The organism is Methylotuvimicrobium sp. KM1 (assembly GCF_044788715.1).
Lineage (GTDB): Bacteria > Pseudomonadota > Gammaproteobacteria > Methylococcales > Methylomonadaceae > Methylotuvimicrobium.
This window is the reverse complement of record NZ_CP173171.1, coordinates 59,543-82,688: the sequence shown is the minus strand read 5'-3', so window position 1 is coordinate 82,688 and position 23,146 is coordinate 59,543. Positions and strand designations below refer to the sequence as shown.

At 49.2% G+C, this 23,146-nt stretch carries 32 protein-coding genes and 2 pseudogenes; 17 read left to right on the top strand and 17 right to left on the bottom strand.

The features are described 5' to 3' along the window. Positions 1-591 precede the first annotated feature (591 nt). On the bottom strand, positions 592-1,200 hold the full coding sequence (locus tag ACINK7_RS22950) for a recombinase family protein (RefSeq protein ID WP_404361542.1): 609 nt from the start codon (positions 1,198-1,200) through the stop codon (positions 592-594). A gap of 164 nt (positions 1,201-1,364) precedes the next feature. Between ACINK7_RS22950 and ACINK7_RS22945 the strand changes: the two genes are divergently transcribed. Next, positions 1,365-4,352 (top strand): Tn3 family transposase, encoded by a 2,988-nt coding sequence (locus ACINK7_RS22945; protein ID WP_404361541.1) that lies wholly within the window; start codon positions 1,365-1,367, stop codon positions 4,350-4,352. Positions 4,353-4,512: 160 nt separating this feature from the next. Here the strand turns inward: ACINK7_RS22945 and ACINK7_RS22940 are convergent, their stop codons facing one another. Beyond that, on the bottom strand, positions 4,513-4,935 hold the full coding sequence (locus ACINK7_RS22940) for a hypothetical protein (protein WP_404361539.1): 423 nt from the start codon (positions 4,933-4,935) through the stop codon (positions 4,513-4,515). A gap of 115 nt (positions 4,936-5,050) precedes the next feature. Between ACINK7_RS22940 and ACINK7_RS22935 the strand changes: the two genes are divergently transcribed. After that, positions 5,051-5,908, top strand: coding sequence for an exonuclease domain-containing protein (locus ACINK7_RS22935; RefSeq protein WP_404361537.1), 858 nt, complete (start codon positions 5,051-5,053; stop codon positions 5,906-5,908). Between the two features lie 86 nt (positions 5,909-5,994). On the opposite strand, the gene ACINK7_RS22930 is transcribed toward ACINK7_RS22935, so the two are convergent. Beyond that, the gene (locus tag ACINK7_RS22930) at positions 5,995-7,101 is read right to left on the bottom strand and encodes a metal-dependent hydrolase (protein WP_404361535.1); all 1,107 of its coding nucleotides are present in this window, start codon (positions 7,099-7,101) and stop codon (positions 5,995-5,997) included. 111 nt (positions 7,102-7,212) lie between these two features. Here ACINK7_RS22930 and ACINK7_RS22925 point away from each other — a divergent pair, with 111 nt between their 5' ends. Continuing rightward, positions 7,213-7,419, top strand: a complete 207-nt coding sequence (locus ACINK7_RS22925; protein ID WP_404361533.1) for a hypothetical protein — start codon at positions 7,213-7,215, stop codon at positions 7,417-7,419. Between the two features lie 24 nt (positions 7,420-7,443). On the opposite strand, the gene ACINK7_RS22920 is transcribed toward ACINK7_RS22925, so the two are convergent. Further along, complete coding sequence (locus ACINK7_RS22920; RefSeq protein ID WP_404361532.1) at positions 7,444-8,367, bottom strand: ATP-binding protein; 924 nt, start codon at positions 8,365-8,367, stop codon at positions 7,444-7,446. Further along, entirely contained in the window at positions 8,360-9,013 is a 654-nt protein-coding gene (locus ACINK7_RS22915) for a hypothetical protein (RefSeq protein ID WP_404361530.1), read from the bottom strand. Before ACINK7_RS22915 ends, ACINK7_RS22920 begins: the two co-directional genes overlap by 8 nt. A gap of 73 nt (positions 9,014-9,086) precedes the next feature. On the opposite strand from ACINK7_RS22915, the gene ACINK7_RS22910 reads away from it, so the two are divergent. Further along, positions 9,087-9,323: a hypothetical protein gene (locus tag ACINK7_RS22910; RefSeq protein ID WP_404361529.1), complete on the top strand. Its 237-nt coding sequence runs from the start codon at positions 9,087-9,089 to the stop codon at positions 9,321-9,323. On the opposite strand, the gene ACINK7_RS22905 is transcribed toward ACINK7_RS22910, so the two are convergent. Genes ACINK7_RS22905 through ACINK7_RS22890 form a run of 4 tightly spaced genes read right to left on the bottom strand, consistent with a single transcriptional unit; the run spans position 9,309 to position 11,705 of the window. Continuing rightward, on the bottom strand, positions 9,309-10,013 hold the full coding sequence (locus tag ACINK7_RS22905) for a class I SAM-dependent methyltransferase (protein WP_404361528.1): 705 nt from the start codon (positions 10,011-10,013) through the stop codon (positions 9,309-9,311). The two genes, ACINK7_RS22910 and ACINK7_RS22905, sit on opposite strands and share 15 nt — an antisense overlap. A gap of 54 nt (positions 10,014-10,067) precedes the next feature. Next, positions 10,068-10,280 (bottom strand): hypothetical protein, encoded by a 213-nt coding sequence (locus ACINK7_RS22900; protein WP_404361527.1) that lies wholly within the window; start codon positions 10,278-10,280, stop codon positions 10,068-10,070. 7 nt (positions 10,281-10,287) lie between these two features. After that, positions 10,288-10,833, bottom strand: a complete 546-nt coding sequence (locus tag ACINK7_RS22895; protein ID WP_404361526.1) for a hypothetical protein — start codon at positions 10,831-10,833, stop codon at positions 10,288-10,290. Between the two features lie 38 nt (positions 10,834-10,871). Next, positions 10,872-11,705 (bottom strand): competence protein CoiA family protein, encoded by an 834-nt coding sequence (locus ACINK7_RS22890; RefSeq protein ID WP_404361525.1) that lies wholly within the window; start codon positions 11,703-11,705, stop codon positions 10,872-10,874. A gap of 124 nt (positions 11,706-11,829) precedes the next feature. Between ACINK7_RS22890 and ACINK7_RS22885 the strand changes: the two genes are divergently transcribed. Both ACINK7_RS22885 and ACINK7_RS22880 read left to right on the top strand, forming a co-directional pair. Further along, on the top strand, positions 11,830-12,798 hold the full coding sequence (locus tag ACINK7_RS22885; RefSeq protein WP_404361524.1) for an NfeD family protein: 969 nt from the start codon (positions 11,830-11,832) through the stop codon (positions 12,796-12,798). A gap of 75 nt (positions 12,799-12,873) precedes the next feature. Next, on the top strand, positions 12,874-13,233 hold the full coding sequence (locus ACINK7_RS22880; RefSeq protein WP_404361523.1) for a hypothetical protein: 360 nt from the start codon (positions 12,874-12,876) through the stop codon (positions 13,231-13,233). Between the two features lie 14 nt (positions 13,234-13,247). On the opposite strand, the gene ACINK7_RS22875 is transcribed toward ACINK7_RS22880, so the two are convergent. From ACINK7_RS22875 to ACINK7_RS22865, 3 genes are all read right to left on the bottom strand, one after another. Beyond that, positions 13,248-13,577 carry a hypothetical protein gene (locus ACINK7_RS22875; protein WP_404361522.1) on the bottom strand — a complete coding sequence of 110 codons (330 nt, stop codon included), beginning with the start codon at positions 13,575-13,577 and terminating at the stop codon, positions 13,248-13,250. Positions 13,578-13,633: 56 nt separating this feature from the next. After that, the gene (locus ACINK7_RS22870; protein ID WP_404361521.1) at positions 13,634-13,846 is read right to left on the bottom strand and encodes a hypothetical protein; all 213 of its coding nucleotides are present in this window, start codon (positions 13,844-13,846) and stop codon (positions 13,634-13,636) included. Between the two features lie 187 nt (positions 13,847-14,033). Further along, the gene (locus tag ACINK7_RS22865; RefSeq protein ID WP_404361520.1) at positions 14,034-14,231 is read right to left on the bottom strand and encodes a hypothetical protein; all 198 of its coding nucleotides are present in this window, start codon (positions 14,229-14,231) and stop codon (positions 14,034-14,036) included. A gap of 49 nt (positions 14,232-14,280) precedes the next feature. Between ACINK7_RS22865 and ACINK7_RS22860 the strand changes: the two genes are divergently transcribed. Further along, positions 14,281-14,493 (top strand): hypothetical protein, encoded by a 213-nt coding sequence (locus ACINK7_RS22860; protein ID WP_404361518.1) that lies wholly within the window; start codon positions 14,281-14,283, stop codon positions 14,491-14,493. After that, positions 14,490-14,846: a hypothetical protein gene (locus ACINK7_RS22855; protein WP_404361517.1), complete on the top strand. Its 357-nt coding sequence runs from the start codon at positions 14,490-14,492 to the stop codon at positions 14,844-14,846. Before ACINK7_RS22860 ends, ACINK7_RS22855 begins: the two co-directional genes overlap by 4 nt. Here ACINK7_RS22855 and ACINK7_RS22850 read toward each other — a convergent pair. Beyond that, on the bottom strand, positions 14,771-15,550 hold the full coding sequence (locus ACINK7_RS22850; protein ID WP_404361515.1) for a DUF1566 domain-containing protein: 780 nt from the start codon (positions 15,548-15,550) through the stop codon (positions 14,771-14,773). The genes ACINK7_RS22855 and ACINK7_RS22850 overlap by 76 nt on opposite strands. A 216-nt stretch (positions 15,551-15,766) precedes the next feature. After that, positions 15,767-16,774, bottom strand: a complete 1,008-nt coding sequence (gene trfA / locus ACINK7_RS22845) for a plasmid replication initiator TrfA (protein WP_404361514.1) — start codon at positions 16,772-16,774, stop codon at positions 15,767-15,769. A 501-nt stretch (positions 16,775-17,275) separates the two neighbouring features. Here trfA and ACINK7_RS22840 point away from each other — a divergent pair. Together ACINK7_RS22840 and ACINK7_RS22835 are read left to right on the top strand one after the other, a co-directional pair. Continuing rightward, the gene (locus tag ACINK7_RS22840; RefSeq protein WP_404361512.1) at positions 17,276-17,545 is read left to right on the top strand and encodes a CopG family ribbon-helix-helix protein; all 270 of its coding nucleotides are present in this window, start codon (positions 17,276-17,278) and stop codon (positions 17,543-17,545) included. Beyond that, positions 17,545-17,818 (top strand): annotated as a pseudogene (locus ACINK7_RS22835) (type II toxin-antitoxin system RelE/ParE family toxin). Before ACINK7_RS22840 ends, ACINK7_RS22835 begins: the two are co-directional and overlap by 1 nt. 348 nt (positions 17,819-18,166) lie before the next feature. On the opposite strand, the gene ACINK7_RS22830 reads toward ACINK7_RS22835, so the two are convergent. Both ACINK7_RS22830 and ACINK7_RS22825 read right to left on the bottom strand, forming a co-directional pair. Next, entirely contained in the window at positions 18,167-18,433 is a 267-nt protein-coding gene (locus tag ACINK7_RS22830; RefSeq protein WP_404361511.1) for a type II toxin-antitoxin system RelE/ParE family toxin, read from the bottom strand. Continuing rightward, positions 18,417-18,644, bottom strand: a complete 228-nt coding sequence (locus ACINK7_RS22825; RefSeq protein ID WP_090415455.1) for a DUF6290 family protein — start codon at positions 18,642-18,644, stop codon at positions 18,417-18,419. The genes ACINK7_RS22830 and ACINK7_RS22825 overlap by 17 nt, the downstream gene beginning before the upstream one ends. 140 nt (positions 18,645-18,784) lie before the next feature. On the opposite strand from ACINK7_RS22825, the pseudogene ACINK7_RS22820 reads away from it, so the two are divergent. Beyond that, a pseudogene (locus ACINK7_RS22820) lies at positions 18,785-18,958 on the top strand (resolvase); the annotation flags it as partial. A 15-nt stretch (positions 18,959-18,973) separates the two neighbouring features. On the opposite strand, the gene ACINK7_RS22815 reads toward ACINK7_RS22820, so the two are convergent. Then, positions 18,974-19,942 carry a tyrosine-type recombinase/integrase gene (locus tag ACINK7_RS22815; protein ID WP_404361510.1) on the bottom strand — a complete coding sequence of 323 codons (969 nt, stop codon included), beginning with the start codon at positions 19,940-19,942 and terminating at the stop codon, positions 18,974-18,976. A 194-nt stretch (positions 19,943-20,136) separates the two neighbouring features. On the opposite strand from ACINK7_RS22815, the gene ACINK7_RS22810 reads away from it, so the two are divergent. The 6 genes from ACINK7_RS22810 to ACINK7_RS22785 all read left to right on the top strand — a co-directional run bounded on the left by ACINK7_RS22810 (position 20,137) and on the right by ACINK7_RS22785 (position 23,120). Then, positions 20,137-20,409 carry a CopG family ribbon-helix-helix protein gene (locus ACINK7_RS22810; RefSeq protein WP_404361508.1) on the top strand — a complete coding sequence of 91 codons (273 nt, stop codon included), beginning with the start codon at positions 20,137-20,139 and terminating at the stop codon, positions 20,407-20,409. Next, positions 20,397-20,690, top strand: coding sequence for a type II toxin-antitoxin system RelE/ParE family toxin (locus ACINK7_RS22805; protein ID WP_404361506.1), 294 nt, complete (start codon positions 20,397-20,399; stop codon positions 20,688-20,690). The genes ACINK7_RS22810 and ACINK7_RS22805 overlap by 13 nt, the downstream gene beginning before the upstream one ends. A 314-nt stretch (positions 20,691-21,004) precedes the next feature. Continuing rightward, the gene (locus tag ACINK7_RS22800) at positions 21,005-21,466 is read left to right on the top strand and encodes a GNAT family N-acetyltransferase (RefSeq protein ID WP_144053598.1); all 462 of its coding nucleotides are present in this window, start codon (positions 21,005-21,007) and stop codon (positions 21,464-21,466) included. 11 nt (positions 21,467-21,477) lie between these two features. Next, complete coding sequence (locus tag ACINK7_RS22795; RefSeq protein ID WP_404361505.1) at positions 21,478-21,960, top strand: hypothetical protein; 483 nt, start codon at positions 21,478-21,480, stop codon at positions 21,958-21,960. Positions 21,961-22,013: 53 nt separating this feature from the next. After that, positions 22,014-22,565 (top strand): pyridoxamine 5'-phosphate oxidase family protein, encoded by a 552-nt coding sequence (locus tag ACINK7_RS22790; protein WP_017842789.1) that lies wholly within the window; start codon positions 22,014-22,016, stop codon positions 22,563-22,565. Positions 22,566-22,649: 84 nt separating this feature from the next. Continuing rightward, the gene (locus ACINK7_RS22785; RefSeq protein WP_017842788.1) at positions 22,650-23,120 is read left to right on the top strand and encodes a DUF6367 family protein; all 471 of its coding nucleotides are present in this window, start codon (positions 22,650-22,652) and stop codon (positions 23,118-23,120) included. Positions 23,121-23,146 lie beyond the last annotated feature (26 nt).

Below are 23,146 nucleotides of genomic sequence, written 5' to 3'. Positions count from 1 at the left end.
TACAAACTCCACAGTGCGGATTGTCGTCTGTTGTAACTGTTTGAATATCAGAGTCAGGGTGAGAGTGCTGCACAGAGAAAACAGGATGAGGCTGATTAGCATCAGCTAGCGACCAATCATGGATATCGGTCACCATCCAGGTGGACATCCAAAAAGTCAAAAATGCTAAAAAGCAAATACTCACTCGTTTCATAAATTAATATTATACAAAAATCAGTTAATGAGCAATGATCTTTATTAGTCAAATTTTCATATAGTCTCTGTTTTTAAGAGAGAGAACTTGGCTCGAACCCTGGAATTATTTTTACTTCGTAACATCATTCAGTGAGAGCGGTCTGGCAGCAAGCGGGTTAATCAATATTGCTTTCAACTAATGAGTCATCTTAGAGTCTGATGTATCCCCAGAACATTTTGTTTTATATCGATATTTTCTGGGGATACATCAGTCTTAGAGTACGATTTTTTCCGTTTCGTGAGCAGACCCCATCTAAGCTAAAACAAACTGTCAAAAAACTATCGTGGAAGTCGATTTTGGATCGATAGCTACAATATTTTTCTATAATTCAATGACTGCTTTTGTCAAAAATCAATTTATCCAATGATGGATTGACCTGCCTCTTTTAACGATCCATCGCCGTTGACATACATATAAAGGGTTGTGGTCGTGATCCCAAGTCTTTTGGCCACATCGGACGCATTGGCTTTAGGGTCGGACAACGCCGACATCGCCATCATCAAGGTTGGCTTGTCCATCTTGCGTGGTCGACCGCCTTTGCGTCCCCGTGCCCTGGCCGCAGCAAGTCCGGCACGGGTGCGTTCAGCGATGAGTTCCCGCTCAAATTCGGCAAGTGCGGCAAATATCCCGAAAAACAAGCGTCCGTTCGGTGTGGTGGTGTCAATCTGAGCTCCGGCACCGGCTAACACCTTTAGGCCCACATTACGCTTTCTGAGCTCGTCAATGACCGTGACCAAATGTTTTAAATCACGTCCAAGCCGATCCAACTTCCAGATCACTAGGGTATTTCCCGGTTGCAGCGCTTTAAGGCAAGCATTCAGTCCCGGTCTGTCATCTTTGCGGCCGGAAGCCAGGTCTTCATAAATACGGTTTTCCTCAACACCGGCGACCAACAAAGCGTCCCGTTGGGGCTCCAATGTTTGGCTGCCATCACTTTTGGAAACCCGAATATAACCCACCAGCATAATGATCAACAAATAGTGCAAGAAAAGATAAAGGCAAAGGTACAATATTGCTTTGATTTTCTCAATGGGTTTTCTTGTGGTTTTCCGCCCCGATTATTGTATGATTCTATCTATCAGATAAACGGACGTTTTTCTTGTACTAAATCCATTCCCGGTTTTCAACTTTGCAACCCAGCGATACCGCCTATCCCCGATTCAAAAGCCGACTTGCCCAATCGGAATTGGAGCGTTTCTACACAGTGACGGATGCCGAACGGGCCTATTGCGATACTGCCACTCGCTCAAGCACCACGCGCTTGGGATTTGCTCTGCTTTTAAAAACCTATCAACGACTGGGTTATTTTGTAACTTCAGAGCAAGTGCCGAATGCCATTGCCGAGCATGTCGCCTCTAGCATGGGCGAACCCTATGACCGGGAGAATTTGCGGCAGTACGATGTTTCGCAGGCCAGACGCAAACACTTGTCGGCGGTGCGTGAATTTTTGGCGGTCAAACCCTTCGGCGACGATGGCAAAGAGCTGATGCGACAAACTTTTGCCGAAGCAGCACTGACCAAGGAAGATGTCATCGATATTATCAATATCGGCATTGAAACGTTGGTGCGTCATCGTTACGAGTTGCCGGCATTCGACACCTTGCTGCGCGAAGCTCGCGTCTCGCGGATTGCAACAAACCAGGCGCTGCACAGGCAAATTCACGATGCACTTGGGGATGAGGGTCGGGCTTTTCTCGATAACCTTTTCGTGGTGGGAGATGATCCGCGCCGCGTGAGTCTATGGAACGACATTAAGCAAGATGCCGCCAAGCCTACGATAGACGGCATGCGGGAGTTGGTCGAACGCTATGACCGGCTGACTGAGCTGGCTTGCTACGCAGACCTATTAAAAATCATGCCGGTCATCAAAATCAAACAATGGGCGCTGGAAGGCAATAGTCTCGATGCTGCCAGTATGATGGATATGGTGGCCGCTAAACGCTACGCCGTTGCCTTATCCTTGATTAGGCAACGGCTGGCGATTGTGACCGATGATCTGTGCAATCTCTTTTGCCGACAGATGAAGCGTGCGTTGCACAGCGCCGAAGAAGCCCTTGAAAAATATCTGGCCGACAATCAAGAAAAAACCGATGAGATTTTGCGCCGGTTTGCGATGCTGGAAACACTCCTGAATTCCAGTCAATCGGCAGACGAACAATTGAAAGGCGTTCGCCAGGCGGTGACGGCTCGCCCCGATTTGTGCGAATTCTCGCGCTTGCATGCGGAATACGGCGGGAAGAACGAATTCCGTTTTGTCTGGCAGTTCTTCAAGCCACGGCGAGCGGCGATGCTACGGATTTTGAGTAAGTTAAAGCTGGAATCCACCAGTCAGGATGCCAGTTTTGAGCGGTCTCTGGCTTTTATGCTGGAAAACAGCCATCGGCAAAGCGAGTGGCTAACGCTCAGGGACAAAGGCAAGATTGCCTTAACGGCGGACGATCTGGGCTGGATTTCCGAAAAATGGTGGAAGTTGGTGACTGGCGAAATCAAGCGCGATACTGTTCCGACTCGAATCAATCGCCGCCAGTTCGAAGCATGCGTCTGTTCGCAAATGGTTAGGGAACTGAAATCTGGCGACCTTTGCGTGATCGGCAGCGATGCATATTCTGACCACCGGAACGAGCTGGTGCCGATGGCCGAATGCGAACGTACACGCGCGGATTATGGTGAGAAAGTGGGCTTGCCAGTCGAGAGCGCAGCCTTTATCGAGCATGTTCGCACCCTACTGACCGAGGCGGCACAACAGGCTGACAAGACTTATCAGGAAAATGCATATTTCAAGATCATAAATGGCAGGCCAAAGCTGGGCCGGCAACAGAAAAAAGAGATTCCGCAAGGCTTCAAAGAGATGGATGACGCGTTAAGAAGAAAACTCGATAGCATGGGTCTTTCGTTGTTGGATGTGCTTGCCGATACCATGCAATGGCTTGGGTGGGGCAAGCATTTTGGCCCGTTGAGTGGTCACAAAGGTAAGTTACTGGAGGAAGACCGGCGTAAGATTCTGACGGTGTTCGCCTATGGCACAGGTTTAGGGCCGACACAAATTGCCAAGAACATTGCCGATGTCAGTGCTCGGCAAGTGTCATTCGTCAATCAACGCCAAGTCACGACGGAAAAGCTGGAGGCCGCTATCTGCACGACGATTAATGCGTACAATCAATTTCAACTGCCACGCTATTGGGGCGATACAAAACGCGCAGCGGCAGACGGTACGCAATGGAATCTGTATGAAAATAATCTGCTGTCGGAACGGCATATCCGTTATGGCGGCTATGGCGGCATTGCTTATTACCATGTCAGCGATACATATATTGCGCTGTTTTCGCATTTCATTCCCTGCGGTGTCTGGGAAGCCGTTTACATCCTGGATGGGCTGACAAAGAACAAGTCGGATATTCAGCCCGATACTTTACATGGCGATACCCAGGCGCAAAGCGCACCGGTTTATGGCTTGGCGTTTTTGCTGGGTATCAAGCTGATGCCACGTATTCGCAACTGGAAAGATTTGAAATGGTTCCGTCCGAGCGCCGACGAAGTGTATAAACACATTGATGACCTGTTTACCAAGGATGCGATAGATTGGGATTTGATCGCCTGTCATTTGCCGGACATGCTGCAAGTAGCGCAATCGATTCGTGCCGGGCGTATTCAACCATCGACCATCTTGCGCAAGCTCGGCACTGCAAGCCGGAAAAACAAACTGTATTTCGCCTTTCGTGAGCTGGGCCGGGTCGTCCGCACTATTTTCCTGCTGGAATATATCAGCGACGACGCGCTACGCCAGGTCATCCAAGCGGCGCAAAACAAGTGCGAAGGTTTCAACAACTTTGCGCAGTGGGCGTATTTCGGATCGGACACCATCGAGGAAAATGTGCGCGAGGATCAGTTGAAGATAATCAAGTACAATCACCTGATTGCCAATCTGATGATTTTCCACAACTGTCATACGATGACGCAGGCATTCAAAGAGTTGGAAACCGAAGGAATGAAGTTGACGCCAGAGTTGGCCGCTGTGTTTAGTCCATTTCGGACGCATCACGCCAATCGTTTTGGCACATACGAACTTCGGGATCGGGATTTGGAGCCAATTGATTACGGCGTGACGTTCCAGATGTAACCAAGCCAGGGATGTTACTCATTTACGAAGGAATCCTTACGGTCCCCCAATCTGGGCAAGATGTCATCCAGATTGAGCACTTCGTCGTCGGTCAGCTCGATCAGGTTGAAGTTGTATTTCCGGTAAATGGCTTGTTTATCCTGCTTCCTGGATAGGTATTTTAGATGATTCTATAAAATACAGCTTTCCTAACCTTCCCCATGTCGCTGATCGCTTTTTTGATGTCTCGATCCACTTGCTCCTTGTATTTCTCTATCAACTCATCCTTCCTGTGATGATCCCTGCTTTTGTTAGCGGCCGTGCGCCCGGTGACAGCGAACCATTTGTTTAATGTCAAACGGTCAATGCCTCGTCCCATCCAGCCCTTCACCAGGTTCAGCGCCAAGGTTGGTGTCAGATCCACGCCATCATCTACTTCCGCCCTTTCCAGCCAATAGAAAAGCACGGTTTGTTTATATCGTTTCGACGCAGCCGCCGCCATCGCCCTTCGCTGTTCTAAATTCTCCAGATCCATAGCAATTTCGATATCGGCCTTGTAGTGATCCAATGTGTAAAAATAGATCGATCGCCCAGATTTAGCCATTGTTATTACCAACTTTATCTAACATATATATATTTTAGTCTTGACGGAAGTTTTAGGCTAATGGAAAATCGGTTATCTATAAATATAAATTGGTATTGATCAATTTACCTCCGCTATGGACGACAACGCACTACAAAAAGCCAGAGATGAAGCCATCGCCGCTGACAGATGCTTTACCAAGAGTCGGTTGCGGGACGAATTCAGGATGAAACCAAAACCGGACGCCATTCCCATAAAGCACTACAAAAACGACTATGGTCGAGAATTCGGGGTTTATCGAATAGCCGACTGCGTGCCGATCCGGACAATCCAACAGCGTGAGCCGACAGAGAAGCAAAAACGTGCCAGAGCGATCATGTCCTTGAAAGCGAAACTCCGCAGCAATGAAGCGCTTGCCGGCGAAATCGCCTGCGCTTGGCTTGCCGAAGACCCGCTTTTCCTCGACACGGAAACCACCGGCCTCGGTTATAACGCGCAGATTATCGAGCTGGCTCTAGCGGATGCGGCCGGTCATGTGCATTTCGAAACCAAGATGAAACCGACCATCCCTATCGAGCCGGATGCATCTGCCATTCACGGCATCGATGAAGCCGCCTTGACATCGGCGCCGGCCTGGCCCGAAGTCGCCCATCAGGTCAAAGAGCTGGTCGCCGGGCGGATTGTGGTGATTTTCAATGCCGAGTTCGATTCCCGCATGGTGTATCAGACGTGTACCGCGTTCGGCGAATCCACGGACTGGTGGAAAGCGGTCGAAACCCGATGCGCGATGTACTTGGCGGCCAAGGCTTTCGGTCCCACGAACCGCTACGGCTCAATATCACTGGAAACAGCGACATCGATAGCCGGCATATCATGGACAGGTTCCGCGCATTCGGCCACGACCGACACGCTGGCCACCGTCGATCTTGTAAATTCGATTGCATCGTACCGGCGTGACATCGAGCGGCAACTGAGCGAATTGGAGGCGGCATAAAAATGTTGATCCTTAATTTACAAATGTAACTAAAATATATATATGTTAGTTAACAAATAAATAATAAGAATCCATATTCACAGGGATTAAAAGTTTTGCAGAATGCCTGGAATCCGGTTCCCAGCATCGCTACCGCTGAATTTCAGATCCACCATCGCATCCCCCGGCCGCAGCCAAAACTGCACCACCACCTCGCCCCGGATCGCGGTCAGGTTCAAATAATCCGCCAAATCCCCGGCCTTCGCGTAATGCAGCTTGACCTTAGCCCCGCTCCAGCTGGCCGGATGGTAAACCTCCAATTGCGTGACATCGACCACCTTGTCGGCGTCGATGTGCAATTCGCCGAGCAAGTAATAAGCGTGGTTCGCCTGCAGGTTATCGACCAGCCAGCGGAGCGACCGGCCTTTCATGTCGACGCGCTGGGAAATCACGCGCAGCGGCTCGCCCTCGATCAACACCGCTTCGACCGGATACAGGTTGTGATGCAATTGGCTCTTGCCGACCGAACGGGCTTGGCCTTGGTATTCGACGATCAGCCCCTTTTGCCAGGCGCCGAGCACCGGGCAGGCGCATTCAATGTGTTCCAGCGTCAAATTGTCGATCGCTTTCAGTTCCAGCGTGTGCCAGGTGAGGCCTTGGACCTTGACGAACTCGCTGTAGGCGATATCGAAATCTTTCAATATCTGATGCAAGCCGCCGCGCAGCCCAAGATTGCTCATCGGATACAGCCCGACGCAGAATACCAGCATCGCGCAGAGCACGATCATTTCCGCCTTGCTGCCGACTTCCAGCCGGTATTTGACCTTGCCGGGCATCACCACGCGCAGCGGCGACGGCCAGAACAGGTCGACGCCCCGGATATTGGCCATGTCGATCTGGATATGCGACCAATAGCCGCCGAGGATCGCCCAAAAGCCCATCGGCCAGACGAGATACAACGGCGAGGCCAGCGCCGCGAGGACGCCGACGCCGATTAGGGAATGGGTAACGGTCCGGTGGCCGAAACGCTTCTCGAGCGGCACCGATATGAAGAACAGCGGCCGGCCGACGCGCGAAGTCGGGATGTCGATATCGGGCATGAACGAAAACAAGATCGCGAGGCCCCAGGCAATCGGTTCGGTCGGGTATTCGAAGACGGCCGCGCCGCCGAGATAGAGCGCGGTCGAAAAGGCGGCGTGGGTGGCAGCTAGCATAAGGTATGAAATGATATAGTATGATATTAAGTCATATCTTTTTGAGACTACGCATTGCTAATAAACATGGGTTAAGATTTATTCAATAATTCAACGAAAAGAGGAAACATCATGCTCTTTAAAATGCTGCCTCCAGTAACGAAAGACTACGCAGAGCGCATGGGTTACGATGCGGAATTCAATGGCGCAAACACGACCAATTGCCATTTCTCGCTGTTCGGCAAGCCAGAACTGACCAAAGCGTGGGAATCAGGCAAAAGGCTCGGTGCGGAAGCAAAGCGGAAACCCATGGAACATAAAGTCATTGATTGTAATTAACATTGTCGATCCCACACTGCTAATTCACCGCCCTACCCCCTTGAAGATGAAATAGCGGAAGGTCAGGAACAGCGCGGCCCCGATTCCGCCCATGATGTACAGCGTCTTGTCCCCGGTACCCATGCCGACATAGCGCATCGACACGATCAGCGCCCCCAATACCATTACCATCGGCGTGAAGTCGAGATATTGCACGCCGGCCTCGTGGCGCATCTCCCGCACCTTGCGCTTGTCGATGATCCTTTCCTTTCCGGATTCGTCGAGCATGTCGTAGATCGCTTGCGGTACCCCGCCCGACTGCTTGACGACGTGGCTGATGTACAGCTCCGGCGATTCGATCAGGATGCCTTTGGTTTCGATGTAGCGTTTGACAATCGCCCGGATCGTGTCCGGAGGCAGCGGCTTGACCGGAATCTCGCGCATTTTCCACCACAGTTTCCGGACCCGGGCCTTTTTCTCGGAGGCGCAGCCGATCACCTGGGCATGGTCGAAAATGGCCAGCCAGAACGCCATTTGCGTCGGCGTCAAACTGGTCAGGTCGTCGACCGCGAACACCGGCTTGTCTTCGGCGCGGGCCAAAGCCGGTATCACCGCTTGCGTCAAATCCCGCATGCTCATCCGGTTGACCTGGCTTTTGATCTCTTTCCAGTCGATTTCCGATCCCGGCGTATCGTGATACTTCGCCGGCAATTCCAACTCTTGCGGCGTGACCAGATCCAGCGCCAGCATTTGCCGGGCCATGTCGACGAATTGCCCTTTCGCCTGATGATCGTGCAGCCGGATCAACAGCGGAACCTTCGCCCCGAGCCGGTCCAGCGCGGCCCTCAGCACCGCCGATTTGCCGATGCCGACCGGGCCGGTCAGAATGACGTGCTTGCCCTTCTTGATCTCGGCGACCAAATCGCCGACCACTTCTTCCCGGCCGATCAAGCCGACAATCTCATCCATCGGTGCCTCCCAAGGTTTCAGTCTTGCCCTCCAGATACGCCAACAGCGTCCGCCATTCCGGGCCGGCATAGCGGGCCAGCTTGTAGCGCTGCGTCTTGATCAGCAGCGTGTCTTTGGCCACCAGGGCGTCTTCGGCGTTGACCTTGCTGCCGATTTGCCACAGCTCGTTCATGTCCGAGGCGTAGCCTTGGTCGATGCGGTCCTTGACCCACGCGGCCTTCTCCTTGAGAAACGTGCGCTTCACTTCCGAAGCCTCCAAATCGGCTTCCAATTGCCGCAATTGCACGATATCGGCGACCACGCGCGACAGCATATCGTCAAACGCCTTGGCTTCGGCGACTTGCTTCAAGGCCGCCTCCCTTTCCTCCTTGACAGACGACAGCGGGATGTTGATCTGCAGGCCGCCGAACACAGTGTAGGGATCGTCCCGGAACTCGGTGCCGCCGATACCGACCCGGCCGGCCAGCGAAGTGTTCTGCAACGCCCAGGTCAAGGCGTCCGGCTTGGCATAGGCCTTGGTGACGTTTTGCTGCGCCAGAAGGGTCGGATTGACCCGGCCGATGAACGACAACACGGCGTCGTCATCCCAGGCCGCTACCCGGAAAGGCAAGAATAAGGCTACAATAAAGGCTATTCGCACGATCATGGATTCACTTTTATCATACAAAAGTGTAATTTTGTTTTAACTTAGTCTAGCTTTTGTAGCCGCAAAAGTGAATATGAATATTAAAGAAGCCGACATTTTATTTCAGGCGGGCGCTTTAGAGGCGCCCGTCATCCAAAAACACGCCTCCGGAGACGGTTGGACCGCAACGCTGTCCGGCAAGCACAAGCTGAATCCGATGCTCGAAACCGCGCGTGGCCAGGTTCGCGTGTTCAAGCGCCTGGACGCGGCGGTGGGGGTTTTGTTTGATATAGGGTTTGAGGAAATCAGTGTACAGTCACCGTTGACATAAATAGGTACCCAATACGCCCTCTTGCATGCTTTTGTGCTTGACGACAAAACCGGAACGCTCAAGTAAACCATCCATGACCCATTCGTAAGTGGAATACTCGTCCCGAAAATGCCCTTCGGCATCTTTTCGCAAAAAGTCTCCGCCGACCGCCGCTTGTTTGTCGATGAAGGCGGCGATATTTTCCAGCGCGTGATTTTCAGACAAGATCACGTCATGCAAATACAACCGGCCTCCCGGTTTCAAGAAGCGATACAGCCGATCGAGTGCAACGCCTTTCCAGAAATCGGGCAAATGATGAAAGGCAAAGGACGTGACAATCGCATCGATACTTTGTTCTTCAGGGGCATAGGTCAAAAATCCTGCATGGTGGAAGCTGATATTGGAAATACCGGCTTTTTCGGCTTTTGCTTTCGCAAAAGACAACATCGCCTCGGAAACATCAACAGAATGAACGTGTCTACAACGTAAAGCCGCCTGCAATGCAAACTCGCCTGTACCACAACCAAAATCTATCACGTTATCACCAGGGCTTATTGCAATAGTGTCCAGGATTGCATTGTTCTCGCCCGCCACATCGCGAAATTCGGCATGGCTGGAGTCGTATCGGTCAACTTCAATTGGCTCGCCGTAATCTCTGCCGACTTGCTTAAATTCATCGTATTGCCAAGATAAATAACTTTTCGTTTTCATATTGTTCTGTTAAAAGTTTCCACCCTCTAAGCGCTATAGAATCTAACATAAAAGTTAATCTATATGTACCGAATAAAAAGCCAGCTCTGCGAGGTATTTGACTGCACCGGGCATCAACTGGAAAACAACGGCGTACTCGAAGAGTTTAACGCCTGGCACCGGGCGAACCCGGACCAGCGTATCAGCCATAGCCTGGAATACGGCGAAATGATCAATGGGAAATTCGCCGAAAAATTCTGCGCGTTCTACAAATCCCGAATACGTCATGGAATGGCTAACAATCCCCTTTTTTGTTGTACGTCTTTGAACTAATGGTAGTGCACCGACCTGAATTTTTATCGCACCGCAGCGTCGTTCTTTCGTAAATTTCGGTTTTCACATGATCTTTACAAACGCTGCCTTTATAGACGTCTTGCGTTTTAAACTGGTAATTGCTGGCGTTTGCCGGCCTATAACCTGACGGCAATTTTTTTAGATCGTCTCCGCTTTTGCGGGTTTCATGCTCAAGAGTCGTCAAGCGTTTCTGGTTCCCCGCCTTCAATTCGTCCATCCAATACCGCTCCCGGATTACGTCAAATCCTTTCCAAACCACTATGCAAGCGATAACGCCGATAAAAAAATAAAGCAGCAGCCTTTCGTTGTTTCTGGCCTTGATTTTGTTGTCGCCAAAAACCGGCTCCGTGTAACGTCTTGGTATATATTCGCCCGATGAAACTTTTTGTTCGCGTTGCTTTCTTTGATCCGTTTCTTTTCTTCGGCTTCTTTGTACAGCCAGTTCGTTATTCCATTTTTCGGCTTTAGCAGCGGTACGTTTTTCCATTGGTGTTCTCTTTACAGTTAGATCATTGCCATGCCGTTTCAAGCCTGGTCGGCTTCGGCCCGTAAATCATTTATCGCATGTTGCAGCCAGCGATTCGGAACAATCCAGTTCTTATAATCTTGCCGCCATCTGCCGTAATAACGTTTGGCAATGGCTTTCACGATAGCGTTGACTTCCGGATTGTAAGCTATGACTTTTACGGCCAGATCACCAAACGGTAACATTCTGAGGGAAACCCACATTCCCTTAATGGTTACGATCTCTTCGGTAAAAGCCGGTTTTGTCTCGACCACGGCAGGTTCCGGAAAGTAGAGCCACTTCTTCAAATCGACGCCGTTTAAAATGGCTTCCTTAGTGGTTTCCACGTCGAAATATTCCGGGTCGAAAGCACGCAAATCGATCTCCAGAGCCAAAAGATCGCGTGCCTCCAATTTCGCCATTTTTTCATCATCGACAAAAGAACTGTAGGCAACCTCGATTAAAACTTGCGCGTCTAAAGTGTATCCAATCAAGTCCGGCCTAATGTCGTCTAACTGTTTCTCTTCTTCCACTCGATCCAGCATCAACCAAGTCGGGTTATTTTGACTGATCTGAAGCGAACCGGTTATTTTACGGTTGCTGTCCGGCGGAACGACAAGCCCCCCGGCATCCTGTATGACGCGCTTGGCGAACTGGTGCAACAGCGTTTCATGGTTGATGATACAAGCGGCTTTATTCGATTCATGGGCGAAATGGTGTTCCCTTTCCTGCCCTTTCTTCGCTACCATCCGCTCGTTACATACCATACAGTAACAATTACAGATTAATCCGCGTTCAGCTTCGGAAATATGGATAAGACGATTTTTATGATCTATTGCGAACTGAGTGCTCATAGTTATTAACCTCAAAGTTTTAAGTTAGGAGAGCTCAGTTTTATGTATTTTTTCCCAGCGAAAAAGGCTTTAACCACCATAAACCGGTTTAGGGTGATTTATGCGTGAGGTAATTCAATGCCTTATGGATTGGGTAGACAGTATCCCAAGTGATGAAAAACCGCACCAAGTCCTTCGAGCGCTAGCGAAGGAATCGCTTACTAAGGCCCATATGGAAGAATCTCAAAGGCGAATTACTAATAAGGACATAGTGGCAGCTGCTGAGGTAATCACTAATGAACCTGCGAATAAGTGGGTCAATTGGAATAAAGCGGTTTTGCCCTATTGGAATTCAAGAAAAGAAGAAGTGATCGCGCTTGCCGAAAAAAGGAATCTTGATTGCTATCCGGAACTTGATTTCTATATCTCGAAAGGACGTGGCCACGAATCCCTATATTGGATCAAAGCCGAACCAATTCCTGAAATCGCCGACAATGATAACAAACAAAATTCAGTAGCTGAGCAGGATAAAACGCAAAATCAAACCCGAATTAGCTTCCAGTATGAATTAGCTGAAAACGGTGAAGTAAAAACAACTTGGTGGGCAAAATGGCTATTCCATGATGGTCGTATTTGCCTAACGAGCTGGCATATCTGGTTAATCATCGGTTGGTTAATCACCATTGGCGGCAGTGTAGTTGCACTCTCTTTATTCGCCTGGCTAGGCCTAACCATTCCAAAACCGGTAACAACCCGAGAGTTGACGGCATTTATAGGCATCTTTGCTTTTCCATGTGGAGTTTGGATCTTTTTCATCAGGCCTTGGCTCCGTTTATTCGAAGATCGCCTTGTCGTCGCTCCCGAGTTAATAACCGCTATAGAACAAAAATCGGCGCAACTGGAGTTGTTCAGAAACGGCGACTTAAGGATTATCCGCCTTGTAAGCTATACCGCGCCCTGTCCGGTCTGCGGAGCAACAGTCCACCTCGATAACGGTGAACCCGACTTTCCCAGACGCTTAGTTGGTCGCTGTGCCGACAGTCCAAGAGAACACATTTTTAGCTTTGACCGGGTTACAAAAAAAGGCTCCGTTTTGAGAAGTCCAATACTTTAAATTAAGTTCAAATATCGAACATCATCATAAGCGGTTAGGGAAAATAACGATTGTTCGGTAAACGGAGACAACACAATGACCGACATACCAAACCACTGGGCGCAAGGCTGGGCGTTTTTTAAATCCGGCGGCAAAGGCTTTGTGCCGAACGAAGACGATCCGGAACTGATCGAATGGGTTAAAGGCTTCGGGGCGGCGATGGCCGATTACGACTTGGCAGGCGAATATCCGAGCCTTCAAACCGCCCTACTCGATCACGGCATCGATGCCGATTTGCTGGCTGAATGTTTGGACGCGGCCGAAAGAATCCTCGCGGAACCGGAATTTAACCGCTGGCCGTCGGTGCCGGTGCGGGGTTATGGCGAGAACGTGTTGCGGGACGCGCCTGTGGTGTTTGTGCTGTCGGAGGCGGCGAATGATGAGGAGATAAAATAACAATACCTAAGAAGTTACATAGAACGAATTTTTTCAGACTCTAAATAAACCTCGCGCAAATGTGCCGGCAACTGTTCAGCTGGAAAAGTCTTATCGCGGATTTTTCCGAGATGCCACCACCAGTGGGAAAAGGGTTGCGTGTCGTCGTCAACGAATAGCAACTCTGCTAAATCATCGAACAGAACCGACTCAAGAATCTCCTCGTCCATTGCCAACGGAACCGACAATCCGGATTTTTCCATATCTTCGCGCACCTCTCGAAGACCAAAGCCGCCTCCATCAAACAGCCCATAAACCACTACTTCGCGCAATGCCGTTATCGTATCAATTCTGTGATCGGCCATACCTTCTCCGCAACTTCTGGCTATTCATTGTCCCGTATAGCCATAGGGAGAGCCAATCACCATTTCCCGCCAAACAACCATTTGAGCAGATCCGCCAAACCAAATGTCGTTCTCGAATAAACCCGATTGTACGCGGCTTTTTTGGGGTTGGTTAGCCAACCGTACCCACGTGGCGCTTTAACGCCGAGGGAATGGCGAACATGACGCTTAACCGATGTTCGCGCGGCTAAACGTTTTTTCAATGACGGTTTCCGGAATCCAACTTTCATATTTTCACCTCAGTTTTCTTTTAACATCCGCCAAATCCCGCTTACGCTGCAGCGCCTGCTCTAACGTCTCGCCCGGCTTGGCGTCATTGGTCACTTATGTACAGGTCAAACGCGGGTGTTCAAGCGACTGGACGCGGCGGTCAGGGTGGGGTTTGGAGAGATAACGATTGTGAAAACAAATAAATCGTTATTGATGTGAAAGTTTTATATTGCTGCTCGAACAATCACCAGTATTTACAACACCTAAAAACGCATTGAGTTCAACTTTGCATTTCTCGATATTCAATCCGTTATTGCCGTCACTTGAAATGTTAGTGACGTAAGGGCCGGCTGTAGTACAACCAATCAAGAAAATAACCGCTAAAAATGTTAATAAAAATTTCATTCAGGTTCCTTTTTCGTTATTTTAAAAATACAACTAAAGCATAGTAGCCATGTACCGAATCAAAAGCCACCTTTGCGAAGTATTCAATTGCACCACCCCCGAACTGACCAGCAAAGGCATCCTCAATGAGTTCCGGGCATGGCTCAAGGACAATCCCGATGTCGTGGTGAACGATTGGGACCCTTATGCCGGCGATATCGCCAATAGCATTGCCGCGAACAAATTCTACGATGACTACATTAAAAAGGTAGGTAAACAATGAGCGACATACCAAACCACTGGGCGCAAGGCTGGGCGTTTTTTAAATCCGGCGGCAAGGGCTTTGTGCCGAACGAAGACGATCCGGAACTGATCGAATGGGTCAAAGGCTTCGGGGCGGCGATGGCCGATTACGATCTGGCAGGCAAATACCCAAGCCTTCAAACCGCCCTGCTCGACCACGGCATCGATGCGGATTTGCTGGCTGAATGTTTGGACGCGGCCGAAAGAATCCTCGCGGAACCGGAATTCAACCGCTGGCCGTCGGTGCCGGTGCGGGGTTATGGCGAAGGGAATCTTCGCGCTGGGCCGTTTGTGGTGGTTATGCTGGATGCGGCGAATGATGGTGAGATGTAAGTGGATTTTACTAACAACTTAATGTTGCATCGTTGATAAAAAACCATCAAGCCCAACAAACCGGTCCCAAACAACCAAACTGCACCCGATATAGGAATAAAGGCAACATCACCGGAGCGAACTGCCCAAGGATGAAAGGCATTATATTTATAAAAGTAATTATTCTGGAATCCAAAACGAGTATAGAAAGACCATGCGCTATCAGCCCTATATATATTCTCTTCACCAAGCCAGTATGCGGAAGATCGGAAAGTTTGAAGATTGTCGAATAAAGCTAAGTTGTCGGTGTTACTACCATCCAAAATAGAGTTTTCAGCAGTTGCCCCCATGTTTATATAAAACATATAACCTAATTCGCTGTCAGTACAATTCCAATTTGAACACCTTGCAATTCCTGTAAAGCCTGGCAAACGCCAATTATCATAGCCGAGATAATTTGCTTCGTTCATCGCGTCTATCCAAAGATTTGCTGTATCCCAATCCATTCGGCCATTTGTATATGCGGGGAAACTAACACCAAATGGCTCAGTTGCTGCCAGGTTGGCATTTTTCTGCCAGGTAATATCAAGTACATCGTCATAAACCAATCCGTTATTTAAGAACGGTATACTTCCTCTATCATGTAATACCGCTTGTGCGTTCCCCAATCCCACAACGCTCATAACCAAACCGATTACAGTAAACAGCATTTGTTTTGTTTTCATAAATCTTCATCTTATTTTTTAATTTAAACAGTAATTCTGACGACTATCGTACTTGCTCGAGGAAAAGCCGTAAGAGTCCACAGCAACCAAGAGCGATCACCTCAACTTCCGCTTAACCTCAGCCAACTCCTGCTTCCGCTGCAACGCCTGATCGAACGTTTCCCCCGGCTTGGCATCCTTAGCCACCGAATTACCGGTCAAACGCGCGATCACCGTTCATTTCAGCGCCTGCTTAAGATCGGACAAATGCTTTTTATTCCGCTTTGTCTCCACTGGTGCCTTGTTTTTATCCTCAGTTGCCTTTGGCTTTTTTGCTCGCTTCAAACGTTCTTCGACTTGGCTGTACGTTTCCCCCGGCCTTGCATTGGCGGTCACTTCGGATTTCGTGAAGTGCTTCGGCAACTGTTCCGGAGGACTGAGTTCTTTCGGCGGTTCTTTACGGGTAAACGTGATAACATCGTCTTCCAACGAAATATTGTATTCAGGCAGATGGTTGGTTTCGGCTATTTTTTTGATGTTGAATTTCAACTTGGTCAGCGGCGAATTGGAGCCGATCTTGTACTTTAGCTTGTCGATTCCGATTTTCCAGGCTATCTGGTTGCCGCAATGTTTCCTGGCTAGTTCATATAACCTGCGTTCAGTGGGCTTTCTCAGGTTGAAATAATCTTTATCAATGCTAAGCACCGCATTGCCGAGGATCGAATTATAGAACCATTCGGAAAGCTTTACCTCAACGGCCACCATTCTTCCGTCCTTCCCTTCCTTGATGATATGCCAGCTATCGACTAACCCAAACTCGGACTGTATCTCTTTACCGCCGGTTGTTATATCGGTTTCTATCCTGGTACCGCTCAAACGCTCCAAACCTTCCTTTAATTGCAAATAGGACTTGCCGTTAATCGATTTGTTGGTTGAGGTTAAGTAATCATAAGCGGTAAACCTGACGCGGCTGGATATTTGCTCGCCATTGTTTTTGGCATTCATTAGGCAGGAGGTTAGATATAACAAGATATCCTTGTCATGAATCGTGGCAAGCCCTGTATAACTGGGTTTTATCTTTATCGAATTACCATTGTACTGATACACCAGCATTCTGTGATCAGGCTTGGTTGAGAGACTAAAAACAGGATGTTCCATGGAGGCGGAATCATCTTTAAAAGTCTCAAAAACATCACAGATAAAAAAATCAGTTTGTTTACGCTTATCCGATAACGAATCGTCCATCGCTATTGTGGTATCAGGAATAGAAAATGAGGCTAAACTATACATCACTATTGTGGTATCAGGAAGAATTTAATTATTTTCATGTTTTGTTGGCTTACTGCCCGTCGCACGCAGCCTAAAAATGACATTGTGACTTTGGGAACGGCATTTTTAATAAATCCGTTACTAAACAATAAGTAATAAGCTAATTTATACCCTGTAACTTAAATTAACTTATTCTTTAACTTATCTAACTTAGTCGTTTCACTTTTTTTGAAAAAGATAAACCACTACCCGAACATACTTCACAGCCTTATCAAGCGTACCACTTCAAAACCGATCGAACTATTGCCTCCATAACTCCGCACGCTTTACCCCCACGTTTCGCTGTCGGCCCCGTCTGGCCGCAGGCCAAGACCTGTTCACTAGACGCGGTGAAAGAAACGGTTGTAACGGATTGACGGATTAAAAATAAATCAATACGATTAAAACTTAATCATTAATTAGCGATAGGGAATCAACATGGCCAAAACCGAAACCAAGGTCCTAACCGCGCATGTGCCGCTTCCACTGGCCGAAAGAGTCGACCGGATGGCCGAGCGACTGGAGCGCTCGCGCGGCTGGATCATGAAGCAAGCGCTGTCGGCATGGCTCAGCCAAGAGGAAGAACGCGAACGCTTGACCCGAGAGGCGCTTGCCGATGTGGATGCCGGACTGGTCATCGACCACCAAGCCGTGCAGGAGTGGGCGGACAGTTTAGGCACCGACAAGCCCTTGCCGATGCCGCGCTGATGGAATTGAAATGGACCGGCAAGGCGCTTTCCGATCTGGAACGCCTGTACGAGTTTCTGGCACCGGCGAACAAAAATGCCGCCGCGCGGGCCGTTCAGGCGCTAGTCAAGGCTCCCTCTATCCTGTTTGACAATCCGCGCATCGGCGAACAGCTCTTCGAGTTCGAACCGCGCGAAGTGCGGCGGTTGCTTGTCGATCAGTACGAGATACGCTATGAAATTCAGGGATCAACCTTCTATGTGCTGGTTGTGGCACACCCGTGAAAATCGTTGATATTGCCTGCCACAGGCCTTCCGAAAGCGAAAACGGCGGCGACAAGCCAACAAGCCACTGTCACAGCCTAACCGGGACCCACGGCGCTGCCTCATCTATACCCTGTTCAGCCCAGATCCTGCGCAGCGATTGAGCGCATCAAAATTGCCGGCATGGATGCCGGCAACAGGAATCATGAATGATTCCTTTTCTCAACTGAAGTAGGGTTTTGAAGCGCAGTGGAAAGAAAAACCGAGTTGGCGTCCGTCCTAATGCGCTTCTTGATTGAATGCTCTGTCCTTGCTTCACTCAAAGCATTCGTGAGTGCTGGAATCACTGGCTTTACTTATATCTCCCTTGTTCCTGATCTCACTTATACACTTCTCGGCGATTGCTGATCTTCAGTACTAAGACGCACAACACGCCGTCCTGAATTTCACAAATTAATCGATAGTCGCCCACTCGATAACGCCACAAACCGCCAAGTGGACCTGATAAAGCCTTGCCTGTATTGCGTGGATTGTCGGTAGCAGCCAAACGCTCCCTCAAAAATTTCGTGATACGCCTCGCTTCGACCTTATCGAGCTTTGCTAGTTGCTTATTCGCCGTCTCTGTCAGTTCAATCCGCCAAGCCAAGCGCGTTCTCCACTTCATCCAATGAATAAACGCGTTCTTCACCTTTGCGAACCCGTTCTAACACATCGGTGGCCAAATAATAATCTTCCATATCATCCAGTCCTTTCTCGATGATCTCTCGTAAATAAAATGCCTTTGTACGGCCGGTTTGACCTGCCAGATAATCAAGCCGTTTTTCAATTTCCGGAGAAAGTCTTATGGAGGTGGCCATGTATAGTCCCCTTTACGTCAAATATTGAATACATGTAATCAATGTATCACAAATTGCTTTTACCCGGAACAAAGAATAAAAAGCCGACAACCCGCTAGAGCTAGCCAATGTTCATTGGTCTTTATATTTTTGGCTACCTTATGAAAGTCGCTCGTATCTACCTCTGCGTCAGTACCGAAGAACAAGACTTTACCCGCCAAACCGACATTGTGCATAGTGCCCGAGAGGAAGGATATTACATCGCCGGCATTTACCGAGAAAAAGCATCGGGGGCACGAGCGGTTTTACCCGAGTTGTTACGAATGATTGTTGATCGTTCATTGCTACACCTAATATTCCACCTTAAAACTCGGGCTATCTTCCGGACGGCTATGCCGCTTGTCGTAAAGCCGGGTGGTCGACACGTTGGCATGGCCCAGCCATTCCTGGACTTTGGCGATATCGGCTTTATGATCGAGCGCATTGGTCGCAGCAGTTGCTCGCAGCGAGTGCACGCAAAAGCCGTGGGTATCGAGCGTAATGCCGACTTGTTTGGCGTAACACATGACCACATCCCGATACACCGAACGCGGATTGAGCGGTTTAGTGAGATCTCCAGTCGAGTTGTTTTTCACCGGCCGAAACAAAGCACCTTCCAAATCCGCACTATGGCCAGCCGTTTCCAGATATTCGGCGATCAAACGTTGGGTTTTCGGCTCCACCGGCACGAAGCGCTCTTTTTTCCGTTTACCGTGGACATGAAACATCATCACGCCACTGCGGCGCTGATAATCTTTGACGCGTAGATTACACAGTTCCTGCCGGCGCAGACCATGATAGAGCAGAGCGGCTAAAATCGCCCGGTCGCGTTGTCCTTTTATTGTGTCTTCCGGCGGTGCTTCCAAGAGCAATCGAGCCTGGTCGTTACTCAAAGCCGGGGTTTTGCCTTCGTTGTTATTGGCCATCGGTCGCTTCACGCCTTTGACCGGATTATGGGTCACGGCGTTTTTCTCACATAAATACTCAAATAAGGAAGACAGAGCAGAGAGCTTACGGCGGATGGTGGCGTCGGAGAATTTATTCTCTTCAATGGTTTTTCGCCAGGCAATGACATGGGACCGGGTGACGATACGAAACTCAGCCGGTTGGCTGATGCCGACAAATTGCGCGAAATCGCGAATGTCATTCTGGTAAGCTTTTCGGGTTTTCTCGGAATTGATGTTGGCAAACCATTCGAGTTCCGGCGGCACGTCGGATAATTGCTGAAACTGTTTCGCGGTCAGTGCGCGTTCGGGATTTTTCAGCAGCAAGTCGGTCATGGTGTTTATACCTTATATATAGGTGCAAATGAGGCGGGATTTTGGGGGGTGTTTTTAGGTCCTATAAAATAGATTATAGGACGTAAAGTGAGCAGAGCAAAAGCCAAAGCTGCACTGACATTTCATTGGGAAAATGCTAGGCTTTCATGCTAGAGTATTCGAAGGTACTACCTTTTAATAACGAGGCGATCACTATGGCAACATCCGTTAAACTCGATGCGGATTTGAAAAGTCGAATTCAGAATTTGGCTGATCTGCGGCACCGATCATCGCACTGGATTATGCGCGAAGCCATTCGCGATTACGTTGAACGCGAAGAAGCTCGAGAAAGTTTCAAACAAGAAGCCTTGTCAGCTTGGCAGGCTTATCAAGAAACGGGCAAACACCTAACGGGCCAAGAAGTGCGTCATTGGCTCAGCACCTGGGGTACAGAGCATGAGCAAGAGAGCCCAGAGTGCCACGAATAATTATTACCGAAGGAGCGACTCAAGGCTTGGAACGCTGTCGCCTATTTTTAGCCGAAAAAAATCCTTTGGCTGCGGCAAGAGCCGCGCGGGCAATTGCACAGCAATTTGAGCTCCTAGAAACAGAACCCGAAATCGGCAGGCCGTGGGAAGAACTTCCAAAATTGCGTGAATTACTCATTCCATTCGGCGATTCCGGTTTTGTTGCACTCTATCGCTATGAACCGGATGATAATGCTCTTTATGTAATTGCCTTTCGACACCAGAAAGAAGCGGGCTACTAATGAGGACTAACGAGAGCATGTGAACAGAAGCTACCGGTTTCGACCCAGAGCACATCCTGTCGGCTATGATTTTGCACTTCCCTAAACCTGTCTCTTAATTTAGATGTTTGACTTTCGCTTGAGTTGGTAATTGCGGTTATTCAGAACGAGGCTTTAGAATTATCCCGATCGGTTTATCATGAATGAAATATAGGTTATACTATATAAAATATTTAGCGTTGAAGCAGCATTCTTGACAATAAAGCAGGAAACTCCGTATGTTAGCCAGATCGGGACAATAACCTGTTGGCTGCTGGATGACCGATGGTGCACGAATGAAATATTCGATCCGTCCCGCCTGCGATGCAGACTATCAGTACTGCTACAGGCTCACTAAGCGGAACATGTTTGATCTATTCTGTCGCCATTGGGGCGGATGGGCTTCGGGTGAATTTCGCAAGAGTTTCAATCCTGACCATATCTCCATGGTGGTCATGCACGGGCGACGAGTTGGCTATCTGAGCGTGAAGCGCGATGATTGCGGCGTATACATTGAAAATATCCAATTGTCGCCCTTCCTGCACGGCAGGGGTATCGGCACTGAGATTCTTGAGCAACTGTTGAATCGACATTGCGAAGAGGCCATTCGGCTTACGACATTTTCGGACAACCCCGCAAGGCGCTTGTATGAGCGGCTAGGCTTCATCGTTACAGAACGCGAGGAGGCGACCCTTCGAATGGCAAGATTGCCCAACAAGGCTAATGCAGCCGACGCAAAAAGCCGCGCGGCTGATTAGCAGCGTTGGGCATGACAAAGATCATCCACGCTTCCATGCAAGCCACCCTGCCGACGGTATCGCTTCCGCCGCTTACGATGGTTCCTCCTACGGAGGCTCAAAGCTATCTGATTGCAGCGCGTGGACTATTTGAAGGAGCCGAGGCATTGGCAATATCCACTTCGCCAAAACTCCTCTCCTGCGCCTTTCTTTCTGCGCAAACGCTCGAATGTGCGTTAAAGGCATTTCTTGCCAGTTCAGGGTCGACGGAAAAGAGATTGCGGTCACCCTCTATCCGTCACAACCTCGAAGCATTGTGGGCGGAAGCAGTGGCAGGTGGGCTGGCGATACCAGCGCAACCGCCTCAGTGGTGCACGCTGTTGAATTCGGCGCACGATAAGCCCTATTACTTCCGATACCCGATGAGATTGAACGGCATGAGTCTGCCGGCGCCTAGACAGATGGTCGATGAGTTGAGGTCTCTTCTCGCGCTGATCGGGGGTGCCGTCAGATGACGCTGAATTTTCGATCAAGCAGACATTTGATGCCCAACAACACGGAGTGCCCAATGGGTCAACAATTTAAGGAATTATCCGATAAACATATCCAGTTCATCAAAGGACAAAATATTTTCTTTGTCGGGACAGCAACCGCAGATAGTCACGTGAATATCTCACCAAAAGGTATGGACTCGTTTAGGGTGCTAAGCAATTCGCGTATTGCTTGGCTAAATGTAACCGGTAGCGGTAATGAATCGTCCGCTCATGTGCAGCAGAACCCACGAATGACCATCATGTTCTGTGCCTTTGATGGTCCGCCTCTGATCTTGCGGCTTTATGGAACGGCAAAGGTTGTGCACAGGACTGACCCCGAGTGGGATGATCTTTTTGGTCGATTTGTCGCATTGCCTGGCGCTCGACAAGTTTTCGACGTTAGAATTGACCTCGTGCAAACTTCTTGTGGGATGGCTGTCCCCTATTTTTCGTATGCCGGTGATCGAGAATTGCTCTCTGATTGGGCAACAAAGAAAGGTGATGACGGTTTGAAGCAATACTGGGAGGAGAAGAACCAAATGAGCATTGACGGCATCCCTACCCACATCGTCGCTAAAAATGGCTAACACATTGCTCCAGCCGACGTCAGGCCGCATCGCGGCCTTCCTCGGCTGAGCTTGGCGTTATATGAAACTAAGTGTGGGTGACATATGAGAATAAAAGACATCCTTAAAGGCTATTTCGATGAGCCAGATGAGGGCGCAGACGATGATCAGATAAAGCATATATTTGTTAAGGTTCCAGAATCACTACTTCAGAGTGATTGCCTAGCATTAGAGAGTTACTGGAAACCTTCAAGCTATAAAGACTACATGATGAGAATCGACCCAGAAGACCCTAATATTCCTCAACAAAGACATGTTCATATCGCGAGGAAGAAGCATACGAGCAGTAAATCTAAACAGGTGTCATGGAATGCTGATGGCTCTAGGCATGACAGAGGCTCCTTTGATGAAAAATCTGTGACGAACACAGTACGCGATATAGCCAGGAAGGCATTAAAGCTTGATGCTACGATCACATTAGAGTCGTTCAGCGCAGACGACCATCCCTGCGTATTTGAAGAGAGTGTTGTTTCTATTGTTGACGAATCAGCGCTTGTAAAAGTCTCAATCGTATAACAATCGCAGGCACAGCGACGGCTTTT